The organism is Pandoraea sp. PE-S2R-1, assembly GCF_002179865.1.
In the GTDB taxonomy this organism is placed as follows: Bacteria; Pseudomonadota; Gammaproteobacteria; order Burkholderiales; family Burkholderiaceae; genus Pandoraea.
Genome location: NZ_NGUR01000007.1, coordinates 77,869 through 96,698 on the forward strand (window position 1 = coordinate 77,869; position 18,830 = coordinate 96,698).

An 18,830-nucleotide genomic window follows, 5' to 3' on the forward strand; every position below is an offset into this window, starting at 1 on the left:
CTGTGCCCAATGAAAACGCGGGCATCGGGCCGTTGCCAGCCCGATGCCCGTGGACCCGCCCTTGAGGGGGCGGGCCGATACCCTGCCTGCGGCGTGCTTTCGTACGTCAGGCCTTCGGCATCTCGCGCGGCACGATGACCATCCAGTTCATGCCGAAGCGGTCCTTGACCATGCCGAACGTGATGGCGAAGAAGGTCGGTCCGAGCGGCATGCCGATCTCGCCGCCGTCGGCCAGTGCGTTGAAAGCCTTTTCGGCGTCTTTGCTTTCGGTGAAGTCGACCGACAACGAGAAGCCGCCGAAATTCGGCTTACCGCTCACGCGGCCGTCGGACACCATCACCATCGTTTCGCCGATGGTCATTTCGCCGTGCATGATCTTGCTCTCGCTGCCCGGCGGCAGCATGCCTTCCGGACACGATTCCGGGCTGTCGCTGTAACGCATCATCATGCCGGGCTTGGCACCCAGCGCCTTCTTGTAGAACTCCAGCGCTTCTTCGCAACGGCCTTCGAAAAACAAATAGGAATGAACTTGCATGGAATGCTCCTCGATCTCTTCTGGGGATGGGGGGCTGATACCCGCAGGCGACGGCCCCTGATACGGTCAAACAAGATGAATCAACGGTGACAACTCAACACGGTGCCATCGCCATCGGCACCGACGCATGCTCGTGCACGACACGCCAACGGCCCTCGGTCTTGCGATAGCAGACGGTGGCACGCACGGTGGCGCCACGCGACTGGCCGTCCGGGCTCGTATTACGCACAGTGTTCACGCTGTGACTGAACGCCAGTTCACCGGCGAGCGTGAGCTGCCACTGCGCCACTTCGAAATGAATCGGTCCAACCGCATGGCTGAACCAACTCTCGAGCAACTCACGGTATGCCTCGATACCGCGATGCTCGGCGGGCGGCATCACGTCGAACAACACGACTTCGGGGTCGTAATGCGCGAACAGTGTGCCGACCTTCTTGTAGCGCACGGCGTCGAGCCATGCCGCATTGATCGCACGAATGGCGGCTTCGTCGCCGTGTGCGGGATACGTCTCAACCATAGTGCCTCCTGATGCAAAGCGTGTGACTTCGGGGGGACTGCAACGGCGACGAAACGAAACGATTGAAATGAACGCGGGCGCGGCATGAGAGCGAGGGGAATAACGCCTGCGTCGACCGTCCCGGTGAGTGCAAATAACGCCATTTTGCGCACCGCAACTTGCCTTTGTGGACAGTGTACACAAACAATAGCAGACATAATGGACACTGTCCACAAGGAGTTGCAATGACAGAAGAAGACACAACAGCGGGGCCGGTGCGCACGACTTACCGTCACGGGGACCTGCACCGGGCCTTGCTGGAGGCGGGGATTGCGCTTGCGCGCGATGGTGGACCGGACGCCGTGATCCTACGTGAAGCCACCCGCCGGGCCGGGGTGGTTCCCAACGCGGCGTATCGGCACTTTGCCAACCGGCAGGATTTACTGGATGCCGTGCGCTCAGCCGCACTGGCCGAATTGGCCATCGCGATCGAGCAGGAACTTGCCACCCTCGACGCGATGCCGCAGGACGATGCGGTGGCACTTGCGCGTGCGGGGTTGCGGGCGGTAGGGATTGGCTATCTGCATTACGCCCGGCAGCATCCGGGGTTGTTTCGCACGGCGTTTGCGAGTTCGGAGAATGTGCGCGGGCCGGCCGATCCTGAGAAGGCGGGCGCGAGCGGGTTGAACCCGTTCCAGTTGCTCGGCGCGGCGCTCGACCGGATGCTGGCGGCGGGGATCATTGCGCCGTCGCAGCGGCCCGGCGCGGAATATCTGGCCTGGGCCGCCGTGCACGGCTTGTCGGTGCTGGTGATCGACGGCCCGCTGCGGGATCTGCCGGACGAACAAGTCGATGCGCTCGGCTACCGGCTCGTGGCGATGGTGGAGCAGGGGCTGTAATGCATGGCGGCATCCGGCGCGGGATAACGTGCTGGCTGATGTGCCGGCTGATGTGCCGGCTGATGTGCTGGTGTGCCGGTTGTGCCTATTTGCCCTCGGTTGCCGTCAGCTTCGGCGTGAGCAAATCGGCGAGCCAGTTCATGAAGGCTTGCGCGCGGCGGGGCAGGTGGCGGCGGTTGGCGTAAAGCAACGTCACTGCCAGCGGCTCGGCCTGAAAGCCGGGCATCACTTCCCGCAGCGTGCCTTCTGCCAGATGCGTGCGCACGCCGGTTTCCGGTGCTTGAATCAGCCCCAGTCCCGCGAGACAGGCCGATTGATAGGCATCGGTGTTGTTCACGGTCAGCACGCCGTCCATTGGCCACTGAGCGTAACGCTCACCATCGAAATACTCCCAGCCGATGGGGCGCGTGCCGAGCGTGGTCGTGTAGTGAATCAACCGATGCTCATGCAGGTCTTCGAGCGATTTGGGCTCGCCATAGCGCTTCAGATATGCGGCACTGGCGACGTTCACCTGACGCAGCGACCCTAGCGGGCGTGCGATCAGTGTCGAATCGGCGTTGGTGCCGATCCGCAGCACGCAATCAAACCCCTCTCGCACGAGATCGACGCGCCGGTCGGTGCTCGACAGCTCCACGCGCAGCGCCGGATGCAACGCCAGAAACGCCGGGAGCTGCGGAATCACGACCGTGCGCGCGATCGTCGCAGGCAAGTCCACACGCAGCCGCCCCGTGAGCGCTTCGTCGCGCGCCACGAACATCGTTTCCCACTCTTCCATATCGGCGAGCAGGTCCTTGCAGCGCTCCAGACACGCCTGACCGTCCTGCGTGAGTTGCACGCGCCGGGTGGTCCGGTGGAGGAGGCGCGTGCCCAGTTTGGTTTCGAGTTGCTTGATGGCGTTGGACACGCTGGCGCGCGGCAGTCCCAGACTGTCGGCGGCCTGCGTGAAACTGCCGGTCTCCGTCACCCGGACGAAGATGCGCATGGCGTCGAGTTGATGCATGGCGGGAGTATCCGGCAAACGTGCCGGTCGATTGTTATCGGAATTTGATCAGTTTAATCAAATTCATCGGGTTTATTGGCGGAATTCGTTGCAATAGGATGTTGATACCGAGGCGCCGTCAGCACCTACCGCATGCAGCGCTCGAACTCAGGAGTTACACCATGACCCGCAAGATCGTTCTCATCACCGGTGGCAGCCGCGGTCTGGGCCGCGCTTCGGCACTGGCCGCCGCCCGTCGCGGTATCGACGTCATCGTGACTTATCGCAGCCAGCGCGCCGACGCCGACGCGGTCGTCACCGAGATCGGCAAGCTCGGTGCCAATGCCGTCGCTTTGCCGCTCGACGTCGCCGATAGCGCGCAGTTCGCACCGTTCGCCGCCGAGGTGAAGCGTGTGCTCAAGGAAGTCTGGAAGCGCGACACGTTCGACTTCCTCGTGAACAACGCCGGCACGGGGCTGCACGCACCGTTCGCCGAAACCACCGAAGCGCAGTTCGACGACCTCGTGCGCATTCACCTGAAGGGGCCGTATTTCCTCACGCAGACGCTGCTGCCGTTGATTGCCGATGGCGGGCGCATTCTGAATGTGTCGAGCGGTCTGGCGCGCTTCTCGCTGCCGGGGGCATCGGCCTACGCGATCATGAAGGGCGGCATCGAGGTGTTCTCGCGCTATCTCGCGAAAGAGTTGGGCGCGCGGGGCATTCGCGCCAACACGGTTGCACCGGGGGCGATTGCCACGGACTTCAACGGTGGCACAGTGCGTGACAACGCGGGCGTGAATCAGATGGTCGCTGCGAACACGGCCCTCGGCCGCGTGGGCGAAGCCGAGGATATCGGCGGCATGGTGGCGGCGCTGCTGGCCGATGAAACGGGCTGGATCAACGCCCAACGCATCGAAGCCTCGGGCGGCATGTTCGTCTGAGCGGCTAGCGGTTGTGTCACACAGGGGCTTCGGCCCCTGTTTTTACGCGTGGCCTCAGTGGGCGCCGCGACGCCCGCGCATCCAGCCGGACCATGCAACGGCCCCGACGATGCACGCGCCGCCCACGAGCATCTTGAGCGTGGGCGAGGTGCCGAACAGCACCCATGCAAACGCAATCGCATACACCGGTTCCAGCGCAATGACGACGGCCGCCTGACTCGCCTTCACGGTGCGCAACGCGTGGATGAACAGGGTGTAGGCGAGCGCCGTGCATACGATGCCAAGGCACGCGAGCCAGCCCCATTGCGACGCAGGCAGGTCGAGCGCTTCGCGGCCGACGAAGGGCGCGAGCACGATCACGATGGCGAGGCACTGCCACCAACTGGCCTGCAACGGCGACGCCTGCGCGCCAAGCACCCGATTCGAGAGCGCAATCACGGCGTAGATCGCACCGGAGAGCACGCCCCACGCGAGACCGATGGTGGCGTTAGCCTGCCAGTCGAATTGCGGCGTGACAAGCGCAAGCCCGATGCACACCAGCGCGATGACACCCGCGTCGCCAAGCGTCGGGCGCTCACGGCGCAATGGCCATTCGAGCAGGATGACGAACGCCGGGAAGCACGCAAAACCGAGGGTGCCGACGGCGACCCCGCCTTCCTTGATGGCAAGAAAGAAGGCCAGCCAATGCACGGCAAGCAGGACGCCCGCGATGAGCAGGCGCACGGCCGACGAGGGCGCGAGACCCTGCCATGGCGCGCCGCCCGAGAGCCGCGCAGCACTGCGCAAGCCAGCGAGTCCCGCTACTGCGATGACGGTGAGTGCCAGCCACGAGAACAGGCCGCGCCCGAACACGATCATCGTGCTCGATGCCGCAATATGCTCGCCGAACAACGCCGACGCGCCAAAGAGCATCGCGGCCGTGTGCAAGGCAAGTTGTTGACCGAAGTGCGACGTGCCCTCAGGCATCGCCGGACGCGTCGGGCACCGGCACGGCAGTCGTGTAAAGCACCTGCTTGAGCGCGAAGCTGGAGCGGATGTTGCGAATACCGGGGATGCGCGAGATGCGATCGGTGATCAACGTTTCGTAGGCGCTCATGTCGGCCACCATCACGCGCAGCAGATAGTCGGCGTCACCCGACATCAGGTAACACTCCATCACGTTGGGCAGGGCGGTCACGGCGGCTTCGAAGGCGTCGAGGCCGTCGCGATGCTGGTTCTCCAGCGTGACGTGAATGAACACGTTGATGTGCAACCCGAGACGTGCCGGGTCGAGCAACGTCACGCGCTGCCGGATGTAACCCGCCGTTTCGAGCGCTTTCACCCGCGCCAGGCAAGGCGAGGGCGAGAGGTTCACGCGCGAGGCGAGTTCCACGTTGGTGAGGCGGGCGTCGGCTTGCAGCTCCCGCAGAATCTTCAAATCAATAGCGTCGAGTTCCATACCACAATGCGCTGCGGCCCCTGATAAGGACCGGCGTTCCAGTCAATTGGCCGCCCGGTAGGCGACAGTGCCGCAATACTAGCGTATTTATCGCGCATTTCGCGCGGGTATCGACGCCCCCTCAGTCCCCGCGGCTCACACGCCGAATGTCTCCCCGCGCTGTAAGGATTTGGAATGTTGTGAATGTTGTATTTGGGTGTTGTTTCTCCCCGCACGGCTCAACGTTTGTTGACGATGCGTGACAGTCTGCTAACATCCCGCGTCACAAATGAGAACGTTAACGATTCTCATTACGAAAAATTAGCAAAAGGCTTTTTGCTTCTGTCACCCGGGATTTTTGCCATGTCTTTCGATTACGCCTCACGTGCACGCCGGGCGGCCGGCCGCCGTATTTCCGGCACCCAGTTCGTTCCGTTCACGCCGATTACGCTCGCCGCCATGCTGGCATTGGGTGTGAGCGCCCCGGCGCTGGCCCAGTCGGCCGACACGGGTGCCCAGACGCCCGCAGTCACGACGGCGCCTGCCACGACAGCCGCTACGGCGGCGTCGGCCAACGACGCGACCGCCGCGCAGGCCACCCTCAAAGCCACGACCGTGACCAGCTCGGTACTGCGCGAAACGCCGCAAAACCTGAAGCAGTCGGTGTCGAACGGCGCGCTCGGCTCGCGCAGCCAGCTCGATACGCCGTTCTCGACCACGGTGGTGAGTCAGGAACAACTCGAACAACGGCAACCGGCCAAACTCGGGGACGTGTTCTCGACCGACGCCTCGGTCACCGACGGCAGCAACGCGTTCGACGCATGGGCCGGTTACGTCTATGTGCGTGGCATGCCGATCGACTGGCAATACGGCTTCAAGCTCGATGGCCTGCCGGTGATGACCTACGGCGTGACCATGCCCTACGAACAGTTCGATCGCGTGGAATTGCTCAAGGGCCTGTCGGGCTTCATGTACGGCTTTGTGGCGCCGGGCGGCGTGATCAACTATGTGACGAAGAAGCCCACCGACGAGCGCATCGCCAGCGTGGATGTGGGCTTCCACTCGGAAGGTATCTGGCGCGAACACATCGATCTGGGCGGGCGCGCCGGGCCGGACGATATGTTCGGCGCTCGCCTGAATTACACGCACGAAGAGGGCCGCACTTACACGGACGGCAATCTGAATCGCGATACGGTGTCGGTCGCGCTCGACGCCCGCATCACGCGGGACCTGACATGGAATTTCGGCGCGATGTATCAGGACCGCCGCGCAACGGGCACGTCGCCGTCGCTCTCAACATACAGCTTCACGGGCAATCAACTGCCGGGCCCGATCAACGCGTCGACGTCGAACCTGCAAACGCAGGCCACGCACCTGAACACGATCACGCAGTTCTATACGACGGGTCTGCAATATCAGATTAATCCGGACTGGAAGGTGTCGGCGAACTACGCGTTCAACAAGTCGACGCGCGACCGTAACGAAGCGACGCTGTATCTGCTGAACGGTGCCGGCGACTTCAGCGGGCAGAACGATCTGGGCTCGGAGACGAACATGTTCCGCGCCTGGCAGATCACGGCCGAAGGCAAGTTGCGCACGGGCCCGTTTGCCCATCAACTGACGTTCGGCATCGCCTCGCAGTACCAGACGAACGACTACGCCTACGTCTACAGCCCGACCTATCTGGGCAATCTGTATCAGGGCACGTCGTATCAGTATTACGGCAACGGCACGCCGCTTCAGGCGCAACGCTCCAGCGCCATCGAGCAACGCTCGGCCTTCGCCTCGGACACGGTGCAGCTCACCGATCGCTGGTCGGTACTCGCCGGTGTCCGCTTCACGAACTACAACCAGACGAACGCGCAGGGCGTGTCGACATACTCGAAGAACGGCGTGGTCACGCCGACCATCGCGGTGATGTACAAGCTCACGCCGAATACCACGGCTTATGCGAGCTACGTCGAGGCGCTGGAAGCGGGCGAAGTGGTCGCCGTGCAGTACGCAAACGCGGGTGCGGTGCTCAATCCGGTGAAGAGCCGTCAGTACGAAGTGGGCGTGAAGACGGAGCAGTCGAACTGGAGCGCAACGGCGGCGCTGTTCCGCATCGAGCGCGGTGCCGTGTACACGGATGGCAGCAACGTGCGGGTGTCGGACGGGCAGTCGATCTATCAGGGGATCGAAATGGCCGGCTCGGTGAAGCTGGGCACGCAATGGACGCTGGGTGCCAGCGCCATGGCGCTCGATAGCTGGTACTCGCGTACGAACGGCTTCGACGGCAATCGCGTGGGCGGTGCACCGCGCTTCGTGCTGTCTGGGAACATCGACTACAAGATTCCGTATGTGCCGGGCCTGTCGGTGGGCGGCGATATCCGCTACAACGGCCGCACGGTGCTGAACCCGGCGAACTCGCTCACAGTGTCGGGCTACACGCTGATCAACATCGGCGCGACGTACCGCACGCGTGTCGCCGGCAAGGACGTGACGCTGCGCGCAGCCGTCAGCAACCTGACGAACCGCAAGTACTGGGAATATCAGTACGACAACTACATCAAGCCGGCCGACCCGCGCATGGTGAGCCTGAACGCCAAGATCGATTTCTGATTGACGCGCCGGGCACCCGTGGCCCGGTGGGTAAGGCCAGCAAGACCAGACAGCGGCTTTCGGGCCGCTGTTTTCTTTGGGGCGCGGAGGTGTTGGCACACATCGCTATCGTTCCGATTGAAAGAAACAATCGACATCGGCTGAAAAACACCTTGCTTATCTATCTACCAGTAGATAAACTTCGCTACATGAATCGCACAACGACATCGCCGGGAACCCCCACCGTCAGGGAACAGCTGCTGGAGCAAGCGCAGACGTTTCTGATGACGCGAGGCTACAACGGCTTCAGCTATCGGGATCTGTCGGAGCGGGTCGGTGTGAAGACGTCGAGCATCCATTACTACTTCCCCGCCAAGGAAGATCTGGTGCTCGAAGCCGTGAAGGCTTATGACGAGGCGATCAGTGCGGGGCTGGCGAGTATCGATGAGGCATTGCCTGCGGCACAGAAGCTGTTGCTGTACGCCGAAGCGTTCGGACGTATCGCCGCCGACGGCCACCGCATCTGCCTGTGCGGCATGCTCGCGGCAGACATTGAAACGCTGCCCGAGCCGGTGCGCGAAGCGGTGCAGAAGTTCTTCGCGTACCACGAGGCTTGGCTGGCACGTGTGCTGGCGGAGGGCGTCGCAGATGGATCGCTGAAGCTGACGTCCTCGCCGGAAGCGGCGGCACGAGCGCTGTTCGCCGGGTTTCAGGGCAGCGTGATGGCATCGCGACTCTTCCGGTCGCCGTCGCGGCTCGGGGATGTAGTGACGTCGGTGTGCGCGATCGCATGAGCGCGTGAGCGCACGGCAGATTTGAAGGAACACGGGAGCGAGACTCCCGTTTATTTGAGTTCATTTGTCTATCTATGAGTAGATAAATAAATGTGAGGTTGTTGTCTAAAGCCAGACAAACGGGACGCAGGAAATCGGTTAGCGTCACGGTTATCGTCAGGCAGGTGCATTAAGATCGTTTTTCCACTTACCAGGAGTTCGTCATGTCGATCGAAAAAGTGCTGTACACCGCTCATGCCACCGCCACCGGGGGCCGTGACGGCCGCGCCGTTTCGTCGGACGGTGTGCTTGATGTGAAGTTGGTAGTGCCCAAGGAAATGGGCGGCCCGGGCGTGGGCGGCACCAATCCGGAACAACTGTTCGCCGCCGGTTACTCGGCTTGCTTCCTGGGCGCGCTGAAGTTTGTCGCCGGCAAGGAAAAGGTCGCACTGCCGGCGGAAACGAAGATCGACGGCAGCGTCGGCATCGGCCAGATCCCGACGGGCTTCGGCATTCAGGCCGAACTGAAGATCAGCGTGCCGGGACTGGATCGCGCCGTGGTCGAAGCGCTGGTGCAAAAGGCCCACATCGTGTGCCCGTACTCGAACGCGACGCGCGGCAATATCGACGTGACGCTGACGGTGGTCTGAGCAGGACGCTGCGCCGATTCGCCGATTCGCCGAAGTTGATGCTTTGACGTCGATTCATTGAGGCTGAAGCATCGGCAGCGATGCAAAAAGGGCTGAGTGCCATACGGCAACTCAGCCCTTTTTCATTTTGCAGATCGCGTCGCGCATCGCGCCGCTTCGACCACTTCGGCTACTTCGTCTTGACCTCCACCTTGATGCCGTCGGGCAGCACGGTGATCGCGCCGGGTTCGACATCGCGTCCGCCGTAGCGCAGTTGTTCCGGCTTGAAGGTGTAGATCGCGTATTGGTTGAGCACTTGTTGCGCGACGGTGCCGCCCACGGCGCTCAGTTGCTGTCCATAGGCGGGGGGCATGCCGTCGACATCCACGCGCTCGACGCTCGGATTGTCGAGCACGACCGCCCGTTTGACCGGATCGTATTTGAGCGCGCTCGACATGGCGATCACGCCTTTGAGCGGTTGCCCGCCGATCAACACGTTGGCCACCTGCGCGTCGACCTGCGTGTTCACGCGATTGGCCTGCGGATTGAATCCGAGTTGCGGATGCGCCAACTCCACAGAGAGCAACTGGCCGTAACGCAGCGTCGTCGGGAAGCGCTTGTCGACTGCGCTCTCGATTTCCTGACGCGTCATCGTGTATTCCCCCGTCCAGATGTTGTACGCGGCGCGTGCCGGACGTACGACCGGCACGAGCACGAGACCCAGCGCACCGGCAGCGGCGAGACGCAGCAGGTCGCGGCGTGAGGGCGCGGCGCGCTCGTCGGTGACGTGGGCCATATCGGCCGTGGAAATGCGGGGCAAGCTACGGCGTGAAGTCATATCGCGATGGGCCGGGAGGCCTCGGGAGACGTAATCGCACGGGAGGTCCGTGCGCAAACCGTCGATGGTGCTGGGACTGCGCCAACGCCGATTCGTTCGGAACGGGCGCGCTGCCTGCCGGATGCCATCAATAGTGCGGGGGGATTTCGTGACGCGGATTGCTGTCGTTGCCGCCCTGTCCCTGCGACAGCATTTGCTGGTACAGCGCGCTGAACTGCTTTTGCAGCAGATCGATCTGCCGCTCCTGACGCGTGACGATCTCGTTGAGCGTCTCGATCAGGTCTTCCTGAAACGCCGTCTTGACTTCGAGTTCGACGATGCGCGATTCCAATGATTCCATGACCTTCTCCGGTGAACGCGGCATTGTAGGCCATCAACCGGTGCATTGACGCACACGATGTAGGCCTTTGGCGGACGTGGCAGGGGTTCTGGGCATAATCGCACCATGAAAACCTTTCTGCTTTATGTCGTCACGGCCGTGGCGGAAATCGTGGGCTGTTATCTGCCGTGGCTGTGGCTTCGACAGGATCGCAGTGCATGGCTGCTGGTCCCCGGCGCGCTGGCGCTCGCATTGTTCGCGTGGTTGCTCACGTTGCATCCGGCGGCTGCCGGGCGTGTGTATGCGGCGTATGGCGGCGTATACATCACGGTCGCCATCGTCTGGTTGTGGGCCGTCGACGGCATGCGCCCAACCCCGTGGGATCTGGCCGGCGTGGCGGTGGCGCTGCTGGGCATGGGCCTGATTGCGTTTCAGCCGCGCTGAATCTGCGTAATCCTCACGTCGTGCATCAGGCCTCGCATCAGGCCTCGCGTGCCTGATCGCAAGCCGCTCACGTCGTCCGAACGCGATACGTGCAGCGCTGCCCGCCCGCGAGAATATGCGTTTCGCGCGTGACGGTGCCGCGCGCGCCCACCAACTCTTGAAACAGCTCCAGCTCGCTGCTGCAAAACCCCTGACACGTCTTGGCGGCGGCGCAGATCGGGCAGTGATCTTCGATTAGCAGCCAGTCGTCGCCGTCGCGCTCGACGCGCGCCATATAGCCCTCCGCCGACCGAATCTCCGCGAGCCGCGTCAGCCGTTGCGACAGCGTCGGCAGCGGATCGACCGCGTGCTTGTACTGCGCCCGCGTTTCCGCCGCGCGTTGCGAGATCAGTCGATGCAGCCCTTCGTCGCCGAAGAGCTGTTTGATCGAGCCGATCAACTGAATCGTCAGATGGGAATGCGCATCGGGAAAGCGGTTGTGACCGGCACCGGTGAGCATCCACGCCTGACGCGGGCGCCCGGCGCCGCGTGACGGCATCGTCTCGCCCACGACCAGGCCGTCGGCCACCAGCTTCTGCACCTGCTGACGCGCCGCTTCCGCCGTGATGCCCAGCGCGGACGCGACCTCTGCCGTCGACGCCGGTCCCTGTGTCTTGAGCCAATGCAACACACGCTCGTGTGCCGCATTCGGAACCGTTGCCCTATTATCCAAGTGGTTATTTGGGTAATTCATTGTGCCGCATGTAATATCCAAGAATTATCTTGCATATTAGTCGGCCTGCGGCCGGCTGTCCATCCATGACAACAACGACGACAAATGCTGCGGCGCCGGGATGGCGTGATCTGTTGACCGGCAACAATGGCTGGCGATCGCTGGCGCTGGCAGGCGGTGTGGCATTGCACGCCACCAATGTATATGTCGCGACGACGGTGCTGCCCTCGATCGTGCGCGAGATCGGTGGTCTCGATCTCTACTCGTGGAACACCACACTGTTTGTGGTGGCGTCGATTCTCGGGGCGGTGTTCGCGTCGAAACTCTTCACGTCGCTCGGGCCGCGCACGGCGTACGTCGCAGCCCTGATCGGTTTCAGCGCGGGCACGATCGTTTGTGCGGCGGCCCCTACGATGGCGTGGATGCTGGCAGGGCGCACGTTGCAGGGCTTCGGCGGCGGCATTCTGCTCTCGCTCAGTTATGCGCTGATTCGCGTGGTGTTCGCGCCGCCGTTGTGGTCGCGAGCGATGGGATTGGTCTCGGGCATGTGGGGCGTGGCCACGTTGTGCGGGCCCGCCGTGGGGGGTGTGTTCGCGCAATTCGGCCACTGGCGCTGGGCGTTCTGGTCGCTGTTGCCGGTGGTGGTCGGGCTCGCGCTGATCATTCGTGCGCAGGTGCCGGCCGGGCGCGTTTCGCAAGCGTCGGGGAGCGCAGACGCAACGCAAGCCGACGAAAACCATGCCGTACCGTGGTTCAAGGTGATTCTGCTGTCAGCGTCGGTCGTGGCGATTTCGCTGGCTGCCGTGGTCAGCTCACATCTGATGGCCGCCGCGTGGGTGATCGTGGGTCTGGCGCTGGCGTGGTGGCTCGCCCAGCGTGAGCGCAGCGCCCGTCATGCGGTGCCGCGCCTGCTGCCGACCGGGGCGTATTCGATGCGCACGCGGCTCGGCGCGCTGTATGCGGCGATGAGCTTGCTTGGCATCGCGACGACGAGCGAAATCTATATCCCGTATTTCCTGCAAACCCTGCACGGTCAGACGCCGTTTGCTGCCGGTTATCTGGCGGCGCTCATGGCGGCCGGTTGGTCGGTCGGCTCGATGACGAGTGCAGGACGACACGGCAACGCCGCTGAACAGCGCGTGCGGTTGGGGCCCGTTATCGTCACGCTCGGCATGCTCGCACTCGCCTGGTTGTTGCCGCAGGCCGCGCTGTTCGAAACGGCGACGGGCGTCACGGCGCTCTGCATCGCGCTGTTTGCAGTCGGCGTCGGTGTCGGCATGGGCTGGCCGCATTTGCTCACGCGAGTGATGACCGCGGCGCGTCCGGGCGAAGTGCATCTGGCGTCGGCCTCGATCACCACTGTGCAGTTGTATTCGATGGCGCTCGGCTCTGCATTGGCAGGGCTTGTCGCGAACTTGGCCGGTCTGGCCGATGGGCAATACGCCGACGTGCAGCGCGCGTCGGTCTGGTTGTTTGCCGTATTTGCGCTGGCACCGGCGGCGGCTGCCGTGCTGGCTTTGCGTGGCCGCGTCGCAGCGCCCGCGGCGTCTCTTTCCGAGCAGGAGCAGGAGGCATCATGATCGATCGGATCACCGCCATGCGCACGTTCGTGCGTGTGGCCGACGTCGGCAGTTTCACCAAGGCAGCGGCCTCGCTCGACCTGCCGCGCGCCACGGCGACGACGCAGGTGCAGCATCTCGAGCGCTGGTTCGGCGTGGCACTCTTCACGCGCTCGACGCGGCGTGTCGCGCTCACGATCGAAGGGGCCGTCTATTACGAGCGGTGTGCGGCGATACTCGCCGACATCGAAGAGGTGGAAGCGGGACTGTTCGGTGCCGAAGTGCAGTTGCGCGGACGCCTTGCCATCGTGTTGCCACCGGTCATCGCGCGTGAAGTCGTGATGCCGGCGTTGGCAGAATTTCAGGCGCGCTACCCCGGGCTCGAAATCGCAATCGATGCGACGCCCGCGCACGGCGACTGGCGTGGCGACGGTGTGGAGTGCGGGGTGGTGTTGGGCGAGTTGCCCGATTCGCGGCTGGTGGCGCGGCATCTGGGGGACTTGCCGCGTGTGACGTGTGCGAGCCGCCGCTATCTCGACACGCATGGCGTGCCCGACGATCTCGAAGCGCTGACCGCACACACGTCGGTGAAATGGCTGACGGCGCCTGCGGAGCCGCTAGCCTCTGCTTCGGTATCAGCGTCGATGTCGGCTTCGGTGGGGCATGCGCCTCGCTCAGCCTCGGCGGCGAATGACGCGCTGCCTGCGCTCGGTTCGATGCTTGCCACCTCGCCGCCGCCGGCATTGGTCACTGCCCGTTGCGGCGATCTGATGTTGATGGTCGGCGACCGGGCCACGTGCGTGCGCACACGCGGACAACTTCATGTAGGCGATGAAGCTGCGTATCTTGCCGCAGGGCTCGAAGGGCTCGGTCTGATTCAACCGACAGTGTTGGCGGCGGCCCCGTATCTCGCCTCGGGACGTCTGGTGCCGGTGTTGCCGAAATGTCCGCCACCGCCGTTGCGGCTCTCGGTGGCGTACCCCGCGCAAAAGCGCGTCTCACCGCGCGTGCGCGCCTTCGTCGACTGGCTCGCGCAGATTTGCGAGCCGCTCGCGACGCAGCAGCGCTATGCACCACCCGCGCCGCCCACGCCACCCGCCGGTCCGCTGCCGGAGGGCAAGCCGTCCAGCACGCGACGCTCATTCAGACTGCCGGCGTAATGATTGCGCTTTTCTTCGTACATCAGCAGATCGGCCTTCTGCACGGTGGCTTCGAGGCGCTCACCGGCCTCGCACGTGGCCATGCCCATCGAGAACGACAGCGGCGTGCCCGGATAGAACGAGTTGTTGAGTTCGACGAGTTGACGAATGCTCTCCATCATCGCTGCACCACCCGTCGCATCGGTTGACGGCAGCAGCAGCGCAAATTCGTCGCCGCCAATGCGCGCAGCAATCTGCGGCGCCACCACCGACTTGCCGAGCACTTCGCCGGCGCGACGCAGCAGCGCGTCGCCAGCGGCGTGTCCGAGCTGGTCATTCACCGCCTTGAGTCCGTTCAGATCGGCGACGATCACCGTCACCGGGAACGGGCCCTTGCGCTCCAGACGGTTCAATTCATCCACGTAGAACGAGCGGTTGCGCAGCTTGGTGAGCACGTCGTGCTTGCCGAGGAATTCGAGATACGACTCGGCCTTCTTGCGCGCGGTGATGTCCGTGAGCGCCACGAGCACCAGATCCCAGCGCGGCTCATGCCCGGGGAGCACGGCAAATTGCAGGTGGACGTTGATCTCGTTGCCGTCGAGCGCGTAGTTCACGACTTCGCGCTGCTGGAAGAGTTTGTTCTCCCACAGATCGATCAACTGCTCGCGGAAGTTGTGCCGCATGTCGTCGCGAAACACATCGGGCAGACGCGAGAGCAGGGTGGCCTTGTCGGTTGCCACGAACATCGCGAGCGTGTGACGGTTCACGTCGAGCACGTGAATCTCGTTCATGCAGCGCTCGACAAACTCGGGATGCACGTCGGTGAAGGTGCGAAAGTCAGTGATGCCGCGCGCACGTGCATCGTCGAGCAGCAACTTGATCGCGCTGAAATCCTCCACCCACAACGAGACCGGCGAGTATTCGAAGAGACCCCGTGCGTATTGCTCGCCCATGGTCACGCGCTCGCGTGCATGTTCGAGTTCGGTCACGTCTTCGAGCGAAATCAGCACGCGGTCGAGCGTGGTTTCGTGCCCCGGGAGGACCGAGCCGTTGAGCAGCACGTCCAGACGCCGTCCGTCGAGCGTGTAGTTGACAGTCTTGCTGGTGAAGTGCGTACGGCCGTCCCAAAGCTGGCAGAGCTCTTCGATATGCGTCTTGAGCATGTCGTCGCGGAACACACGCGGCAGATTGGCCACGAGCGCGTCGAGCGACGGTGCGTTGAACATCGAGAGCGTTTTGCGATTGACCTTGATGACGCGAATGCGCTGCGAGCACGCCGACACATGTGCCGCATCGGTCTTGAAGTGCGCGCGCAAATCGGTCACGCCCTGCGCCCGCCATTCGTCGAACAGATGCCGCACGCCGCTGAAGTCTTCGAGCCAGAGCGAGACCGGCGCGAGATCGAACATGACGGCGTCGTCGCTGGCGGCGCTCGGGAGGGCCACCGCAGGGGCAGCGGAAGACGTGGAAGGTACAGCGGGCATGGCGTCCGGCATGTGGCACCTGAAGTCGGGTCAGGCCGTCATTCTAAGGTGAAACGGCCCTAACCCCTATGGGACGAAATAGGGCCGTAATCACGAAGCCACAGGGAAGAAACCGCACCGAATCACAGCAACGGCGCACCGGTGTCGCGTTTGACTTCACGCAGCGAGAGCATCGATTCGATGGAGGAGACGCCGGGCAGGGCGCGCAGCACGTCGCGCGTGAACAGGCCGTAGTCGTCGAGATCGGTGGCCACCACGCCGAGCAGATAGTCGGCGCTGCCCGAAATGTTGTGGCACGACACGATGCGGTCGATGGCCTGCACTTCACGCTCGAACTGCTCGGAAAGCGCCCGGTCATGCACGGCAAAGCGCACGTGCACGAAGGCCACGACACCCAAGCCCAGCGCACGGCGGGAGAGTTCTGCCCGGTAGCCGGTGATATAGCCATCGGCTTCGAGGCGCTTGAGGCGGCGCGCACACGGAGTTTCGGAGAGTGACACGCGCTCGGCGAGCTTGGCGTTGGAGATGCGACCGTCGCGCTGGACGATGGCGAGAATCGCCCGATCGATGGCGTCGAGTTCGTTCATGGTGGGTATCCCGCTACAAAATCTGCTGCAAAGACGGCATTCCACCACGATCTGCGGTGCTGGGGAAGTGTTACCCCTCATCCAGACGGCTTAGGTCGCCCGGATATCGCCAAAAATGACTTTGAAGGATTGTCTTGTGATTTCTTTGGGTGTGGAGGAATCGGCTAAATATCATGCTTTTATTGGATGGAAAACGCCACGTTTCTCCGATGAATTAGCGTGATCATGTAGACCTTTCCGGCCGCTGTGGCCGGGTCCGGAGACGTCTCATGGTTTCGCTTCAGTTGCTCACGGTTTTCATCGGCGCGCTTGTGGTGGTGTACGCATTGCCCGGCCCCGACATGGCGCTGGTGATGCAGACGAGCATGGTGCGCGGCGTGCGGCACGGGCTGGCAACGTCGGTCGGGCTGGCACTGGCGCGCGCGGGTCATGTGACGCTCTCGGCCTGTGGTGTGGCAGCGCTGCTGCGCGCGGCCCCGTGGCTGTTCGAAACGGTACGCATTGCCGGCGCGATCTATCTTGCGTGGATCGCCATCCAGATCTGGCGCTCGCCGGCGTTCGGCATCGAGGCGCTGTCGACGTCGCGCGAAGCGGCGCCGCCGCTGACACAGGCGGTGCGCCGTGGCGTGTTGTCCAGCGTGCTGAACCCGAAGGCGTTGCTGTTTTGTTCGGTGCTGTTGCCGCAGTTCGTGCGCCCGGAAGCGGGGCCGGTGTGGTCGCAGGTGCTGGAGTTGGGGGTGCTGCTCGTGGCGGTCGGCGCGGTGTTCGACGTGACGCTGACGTTCGGCGCGGCCCACATCGCGCGCTGGTTGCGCACGCGCCCGCTTGCACAAAAAGTACAACGCTGGTCATTCGCGGCGGCGCTCATGGCGTTCGCGCTCAGGTTGTCACTCGATTGACCTGACTCGCGGTAAGCTACCGCACTTCCCTCTGGGCAAACCATTGCACCAACCAGGTGCATTTCGCTGCGACACCGCAATTATGGGTGCGACAGAACGTCGCACCTATTGAAAAATGGGAACGTTCCCCAATTGCTGCATTGCACAGCGTTTGCCGTCAAAAGCCCCCATAACTACGTTGAAAATGTCGCGCGCGTACGCGGGTGACCGGCGCGACACATTGTCGCGCAGCCGTGCCCATCATGTCCGGCCTTATTAAACTTCGGCATAATGCCGCACCGTGATGGAAGTAAAAGCCAAGAAGTCGGACAGTGACTTGAGGCCTGCGGGCGGCAATCTGCCCCGGTTCCCGTCTTTTCGATGACCCAGTCGTCGTAGTTCGGCCGGTGCAATACCGGCGCGGCGACTGCTCCCGTCTCACCTTAACCCTTGCCAACCTCCTGCGACCCTGCATCAGGCCGGTAAGCCCGTGTTGTGCCGTTCGCTGGCCAACTCAACCCTGTCGTGTGACATGAAGAAACACAGAAACCCGCGATTGCTTAGGCTCCTCGCCTTGTGTTCGCCGCTGCTTTTGGCTGGCTGCGACATGGCGCTGCTCAACCCCAAAGGGCAGGTCGGAGAAGAGACCAAATCCCTGATCCTCACGGCCACTTGGCTGATGTTGATCGTTGTGATTCCGGTCATCGTGATGACGCTGTGGTTTGCGTGGAAGTACCGCGCGACCAACAAGTCGGCCCGCTACGAGCCGAATTGGTCTCACTCGACGGCCATTGAGGTCGTGGTGTGGCTCGTGCCGATCATCATTATTGCGATCCTCGCGCGCATTACCTGGGTCAGCACCCACGAACTCGATCCCTACAAGCCGCTGCAAAGCGACGTGAAGCCGATCACGGTCGAAGTGGTGTCGTTGAACTACAAGTGGTTGTTCATCTACCCGGAACAAGGCATCGCGACGATCAATGAACTGGCCGTTCCGGTCGATACCCCCGTGAATTTCAAGATCACGTCGGAATCGATCATGAACTCGTTCTTCATTCCGGAACTCGGCAGCCAGATCTACTCGATGGCCGGCATGGAAACGAAGCTGCATCTGATCGCGAATCACGTCGGCTCGTTCGACGGCATTTCGGCGAACTACAGCGGCGGCGGTTTCTCGGGCATGCGTTTCAAGACGCTGGCGATGACGGACAACGACTTCCAGCAATGGGTGACGAAGGTGCGTGAGTCGAAGAAGGTGCTCGACAAGTCGACCTACGCGTCGACGCTGGCACCGATGAGCGAGAACACGCCGGTGACGTATTACAGCTCGGTCGACGCGAACATGTTCCAGTCGATCCTGCACGCCCCGATGGCCGCGGGCATGGCTCAGCAGCACGAGGGTCACGCCGCCGGTCACGATGCCCATGAAGGCATGGACATGAAGGGCATGGACATGAAAATGGAAATGAAGGGCGCGGGTACTGACGCGGTGGCAGCTCCGGCTGCGGCAGCGAACGTGCAGAACGGCCAGCCCATGACCATGGCCATGGACGCCGGCGCGCATGCGATGCACGCCGCCGGTACGGCCGCGCACGCGCACAAGGAGTAAACAACAATGTCA

20 protein-coding genes are annotated in these 18,830 nt (G+C 63.1%); 10 read left to right on the forward strand and 10 right to left on the reverse strand.

All coding sequences use genetic code 11. The features are described from left to right. Positions 1 to 106: 106 nt before the first annotated feature. Entirely contained in the window at positions 107 to 535 is a 429-nt protein-coding gene (locus tag CDV44_RS03020; RefSeq protein WP_087686618.1) for a VOC family protein, read from the reverse strand. 94 nt (positions 536 to 629) lie between these two features. Further along, positions 630 to 1,052 (reverse strand): nuclear transport factor 2 family protein, encoded by a 423-nt coding sequence (locus CDV44_RS03025; protein WP_087686619.1) that lies wholly within the window; start codon positions 1,050 to 1,052, stop codon positions 630 to 632. Between the two features lie 224 nt (positions 1,053 to 1,276). Between CDV44_RS03025 and CDV44_RS03030 the strand changes: the two genes are divergently transcribed. Next, entirely contained in the window at positions 1,277 to 1,930 is a 654-nt protein-coding gene (locus tag CDV44_RS03030) for a TetR/AcrR family transcriptional regulator (RefSeq protein WP_087686620.1), read from the forward strand. Positions 1,931 to 2,015: 85 nt separating this feature from the next. On the opposite strand, the gene CDV44_RS03035 is transcribed toward CDV44_RS03030, so the two are convergent. Continuing rightward, a complete protein-coding gene (locus CDV44_RS03035) occupies positions 2,016 to 2,930 on the reverse strand; it encodes a LysR family transcriptional regulator (protein ID WP_087686621.1) in 915 nt (304 codons plus the stop codon). Between the two features lie 161 nt (positions 2,931 to 3,091). Between CDV44_RS03035 and CDV44_RS03040 the strand changes: the two genes are divergently transcribed. Beyond that, on the forward strand, positions 3,092 to 3,850 hold the full coding sequence (locus tag CDV44_RS03040) for an SDR family NAD(P)-dependent oxidoreductase (protein ID WP_087686622.1): 759 nt from the start codon (positions 3,092 to 3,094) through the stop codon (positions 3,848 to 3,850). Positions 3,851 to 3,904: 54 nt separating this feature from the next. On the opposite strand, the gene CDV44_RS03045 is transcribed toward CDV44_RS03040, so the two are convergent. Together CDV44_RS03045 and CDV44_RS03050 are read right to left on the reverse strand one after the other, a co-directional pair. Then, positions 3,905 to 4,816 carry a DMT family transporter gene (locus CDV44_RS03045; RefSeq protein ID WP_087686623.1) on the reverse strand — a complete coding sequence of 304 codons (912 nt, stop codon included), beginning with the start codon at positions 4,814 to 4,816 and terminating at the stop codon, positions 3,905 to 3,907. Next, positions 4,809 to 5,288 (reverse strand): Lrp/AsnC family transcriptional regulator, encoded by a 480-nt coding sequence (locus CDV44_RS03050; RefSeq protein ID WP_058377746.1) that lies wholly within the window; start codon positions 5,286 to 5,288, stop codon positions 4,809 to 4,811. Before CDV44_RS03050 ends, CDV44_RS03045 begins: the two co-directional genes overlap by 8 nt. A gap of 342 nt (positions 5,289 to 5,630) precedes the next feature. Here CDV44_RS03050 and CDV44_RS03055 point away from each other — a divergent pair, with 342 nt between their 5' ends. The 3 genes from CDV44_RS03055 (at position 5,631) to CDV44_RS03065 (ending at position 9,270) form a co-directional block, all read left to right on the forward strand. After that, positions 5,631 to 7,868, forward strand: coding sequence for a TonB-dependent siderophore receptor (locus tag CDV44_RS03055; RefSeq protein ID WP_087686624.1), 2,238 nt, complete (start codon positions 5,631 to 5,633; stop codon positions 7,866 to 7,868). A 188-nt stretch (positions 7,869 to 8,056) separates the two neighbouring features. Beyond that, positions 8,057 to 8,641: a TetR/AcrR family transcriptional regulator gene (locus tag CDV44_RS03060; RefSeq protein WP_087686625.1), complete on the forward strand. Its 585-nt coding sequence runs from the start codon at positions 8,057 to 8,059 to the stop codon at positions 8,639 to 8,641. Between the two features lie 203 nt (positions 8,642 to 8,844). Then, positions 8,845 to 9,270 (forward strand): organic hydroperoxide resistance protein, encoded by a 426-nt coding sequence (locus tag CDV44_RS03065; RefSeq protein WP_058377748.1) that lies wholly within the window; start codon positions 8,845 to 8,847, stop codon positions 9,268 to 9,270. A gap of 169 nt (positions 9,271 to 9,439) precedes the next feature. On the opposite strand, the gene CDV44_RS03070 is transcribed toward CDV44_RS03065, so the two are convergent. Further along, on the reverse strand, positions 9,440 to 10,045 hold the full coding sequence (locus CDV44_RS03070) for a DUF1439 domain-containing protein (protein ID WP_087686626.1): 606 nt from the start codon (positions 10,043 to 10,045) through the stop codon (positions 9,440 to 9,442). Between the two features lie 169 nt (positions 10,046 to 10,214). Continuing rightward, positions 10,215 to 10,418 carry a SlyX family protein gene (locus CDV44_RS03075; protein WP_058380156.1) on the reverse strand — a complete coding sequence of 68 codons (204 nt, stop codon included), beginning with the start codon at positions 10,416 to 10,418 and terminating at the stop codon, positions 10,215 to 10,217. Between the two features lie 114 nt (positions 10,419 to 10,532). Here CDV44_RS03075 and CDV44_RS03080 point away from each other — a divergent pair, with 114 nt between their 5' ends. Beyond that, positions 10,533 to 10,850, forward strand: coding sequence for a YnfA family protein (locus tag CDV44_RS03080; RefSeq protein ID WP_058377750.1), 318 nt, complete (start codon positions 10,533 to 10,535; stop codon positions 10,848 to 10,850). A 67-nt stretch (positions 10,851 to 10,917) separates the two neighbouring features. Here the strand turns inward: CDV44_RS03080 and CDV44_RS03085 are convergent, their stop codons facing one another. Next, complete coding sequence (locus CDV44_RS03085; protein ID WP_371328723.1) at positions 10,918 to 11,520, reverse strand: helix-turn-helix transcriptional regulator; 603 nt, start codon at positions 11,518 to 11,520, stop codon at positions 10,918 to 10,920. 128 nt (positions 11,521 to 11,648) lie between these two features. On the opposite strand from CDV44_RS03085, the gene CDV44_RS03090 reads away from it, so the two are divergent. After that, positions 11,649 to 13,142: an MFS transporter gene (locus CDV44_RS03090; RefSeq protein ID WP_087686628.1), complete on the forward strand. Its 1,494-nt coding sequence runs from the start codon at positions 11,649 to 11,651 to the stop codon at positions 13,140 to 13,142. After that, positions 13,139 to 14,281: a LysR family transcriptional regulator gene (locus CDV44_RS03095; protein WP_087686629.1), complete on the forward strand. Its 1,143-nt coding sequence runs from the start codon at positions 13,139 to 13,141 to the stop codon at positions 14,279 to 14,281. The genes CDV44_RS03090 and CDV44_RS03095 overlap by 4 nt, the downstream gene beginning before the upstream one ends. On the opposite strand, the gene CDV44_RS03100 is transcribed toward CDV44_RS03095, so the two are convergent. Further along, the gene (locus CDV44_RS03100) at positions 14,188 to 15,744 is read right to left on the reverse strand and encodes a sensor domain-containing diguanylate cyclase (protein WP_249277388.1); all 1,557 of its coding nucleotides are present in this window, start codon (positions 15,742 to 15,744) and stop codon (positions 14,188 to 14,190) included. The two genes, CDV44_RS03095 and CDV44_RS03100, sit on opposite strands and share 94 nt — an antisense overlap. 122 nt (positions 15,745 to 15,866) lie before the next feature. Beyond that, positions 15,867 to 16,331, reverse strand: coding sequence for an Lrp/AsnC family transcriptional regulator (locus CDV44_RS03105; protein WP_058377755.1), 465 nt, complete (start codon positions 16,329 to 16,331; stop codon positions 15,867 to 15,869). A gap of 269 nt (positions 16,332 to 16,600) precedes the next feature. Between CDV44_RS03105 and CDV44_RS03110 the strand changes: the two genes are divergently transcribed. Both CDV44_RS03110 and cyoA read left to right on the forward strand, forming a co-directional pair. Continuing rightward, the gene (locus CDV44_RS03110; RefSeq protein WP_058377756.1) at positions 16,601 to 17,230 is read left to right on the forward strand and encodes a LysE family translocator; all 630 of its coding nucleotides are present in this window, start codon (positions 16,601 to 16,603) and stop codon (positions 17,228 to 17,230) included. A gap of 511 nt (positions 17,231 to 17,741) precedes the next feature. Next, positions 17,742 to 18,818, forward strand: a complete 1,077-nt coding sequence (cyoA, locus tag CDV44_RS03115) for a ubiquinol oxidase subunit II (protein WP_084656064.1) — start codon at positions 17,742 to 17,744, stop codon at positions 18,816 to 18,818. The last annotated feature ends 12 nt before the right edge of the window (positions 18,819 to 18,830 follow it).

Bases quoted from the DNA above. Each gene is read 5' to 3' on its own strand.
- CDV44_RS03060 (WP_087686625.1), top strand. From the start codon at position 8,057: ATGAATCGCACAACGACATCGCCGGGAACCCCCACCGTCAGGGAACAG.
- CDV44_RS03090 (WP_087686628.1), top strand. From the start codon at position 11,649: ATGACAACAACGACGACAAATGCTGCGGCGCCGGGATGGCGTGATCTG.
- CDV44_RS03035 (WP_087686621.1), bottom strand. From the start codon at position 2,930: ATGCATCAACTCGACGCCATGCGCATCTTCGTCCGGGTGACGGAGACC.
- CDV44_RS03050 (WP_058377746.1), bottom strand. From the start codon at position 5,288: ATGGAACTCGACGCTATTGATTTGAAGATTCTGCGGGAGCTGCAAGCC.
- CDV44_RS03100 (WP_249277388.1), bottom strand. From the start codon at position 15,744: ATGCCCGCTGTACCTTCCACGTCTTCCGCTGCCCCTGCGGTGGCCCTC.
- CDV44_RS03025 (WP_087686619.1), bottom strand. From the start codon at position 1,052: ATGGTTGAGACGTATCCCGCACACGGCGACGAAGCCGCCATTCGTGCG.
- CDV44_RS03110 (WP_058377756.1), top strand. From the start codon at position 16,601: ATGGTTTCGCTTCAGTTGCTCACGGTTTTCATCGGCGCGCTTGTGGTG.
- CDV44_RS03095 (WP_087686629.1), top strand. From the start codon at position 13,139: ATGATCGATCGGATCACCGCCATGCGCACGTTCGTGCGTGTGGCCGAC.
- CDV44_RS03080 (WP_058377750.1), top strand. From the start codon at position 10,533: ATGAAAACCTTTCTGCTTTATGTCGTCACGGCCGTGGCGGAAATCGTG.
- cyoA (WP_084656064.1), top strand. From the start codon at position 17,742: ATGAAGAAACACAGAAACCCGCGATTGCTTAGGCTCCTCGCCTTGTGT.
- CDV44_RS03045 (WP_087686623.1), bottom strand. From the start codon at position 4,816: ATGCCTGAGGGCACGTCGCACTTCGGTCAACAACTTGCCTTGCACACG.
- CDV44_RS03070 (WP_087686626.1), bottom strand. From the start codon at position 10,045: ATGGCCCACGTCACCGACGAGCGCGCCGCGCCCTCACGCCGCGACCTG.
- CDV44_RS03065 (WP_058377748.1), top strand. From the start codon at position 8,845: ATGTCGATCGAAAAAGTGCTGTACACCGCTCATGCCACCGCCACCGGG.
- CDV44_RS03030 (WP_087686620.1), top strand. From the start codon at position 1,277: ATGACAGAAGAAGACACAACAGCGGGGCCGGTGCGCACGACTTACCGT.
- CDV44_RS03020 (WP_087686618.1), bottom strand. From the start codon at position 535: ATGCAAGTTCATTCCTATTTGTTTTTCGAAGGCCGTTGCGAAGAAGCG.
- CDV44_RS03055 (WP_087686624.1), top strand. From the start codon at position 5,631: ATGTCTTTCGATTACGCCTCACGTGCACGCCGGGCGGCCGGCCGCCGT.
- CDV44_RS03105 (WP_058377755.1), bottom strand. From the start codon at position 16,331: ATGAACGAACTCGACGCCATCGATCGGGCGATTCTCGCCATCGTCCAG.
- CDV44_RS03040 (WP_087686622.1), top strand. From the start codon at position 3,092: ATGACCCGCAAGATCGTTCTCATCACCGGTGGCAGCCGCGGTCTGGGC.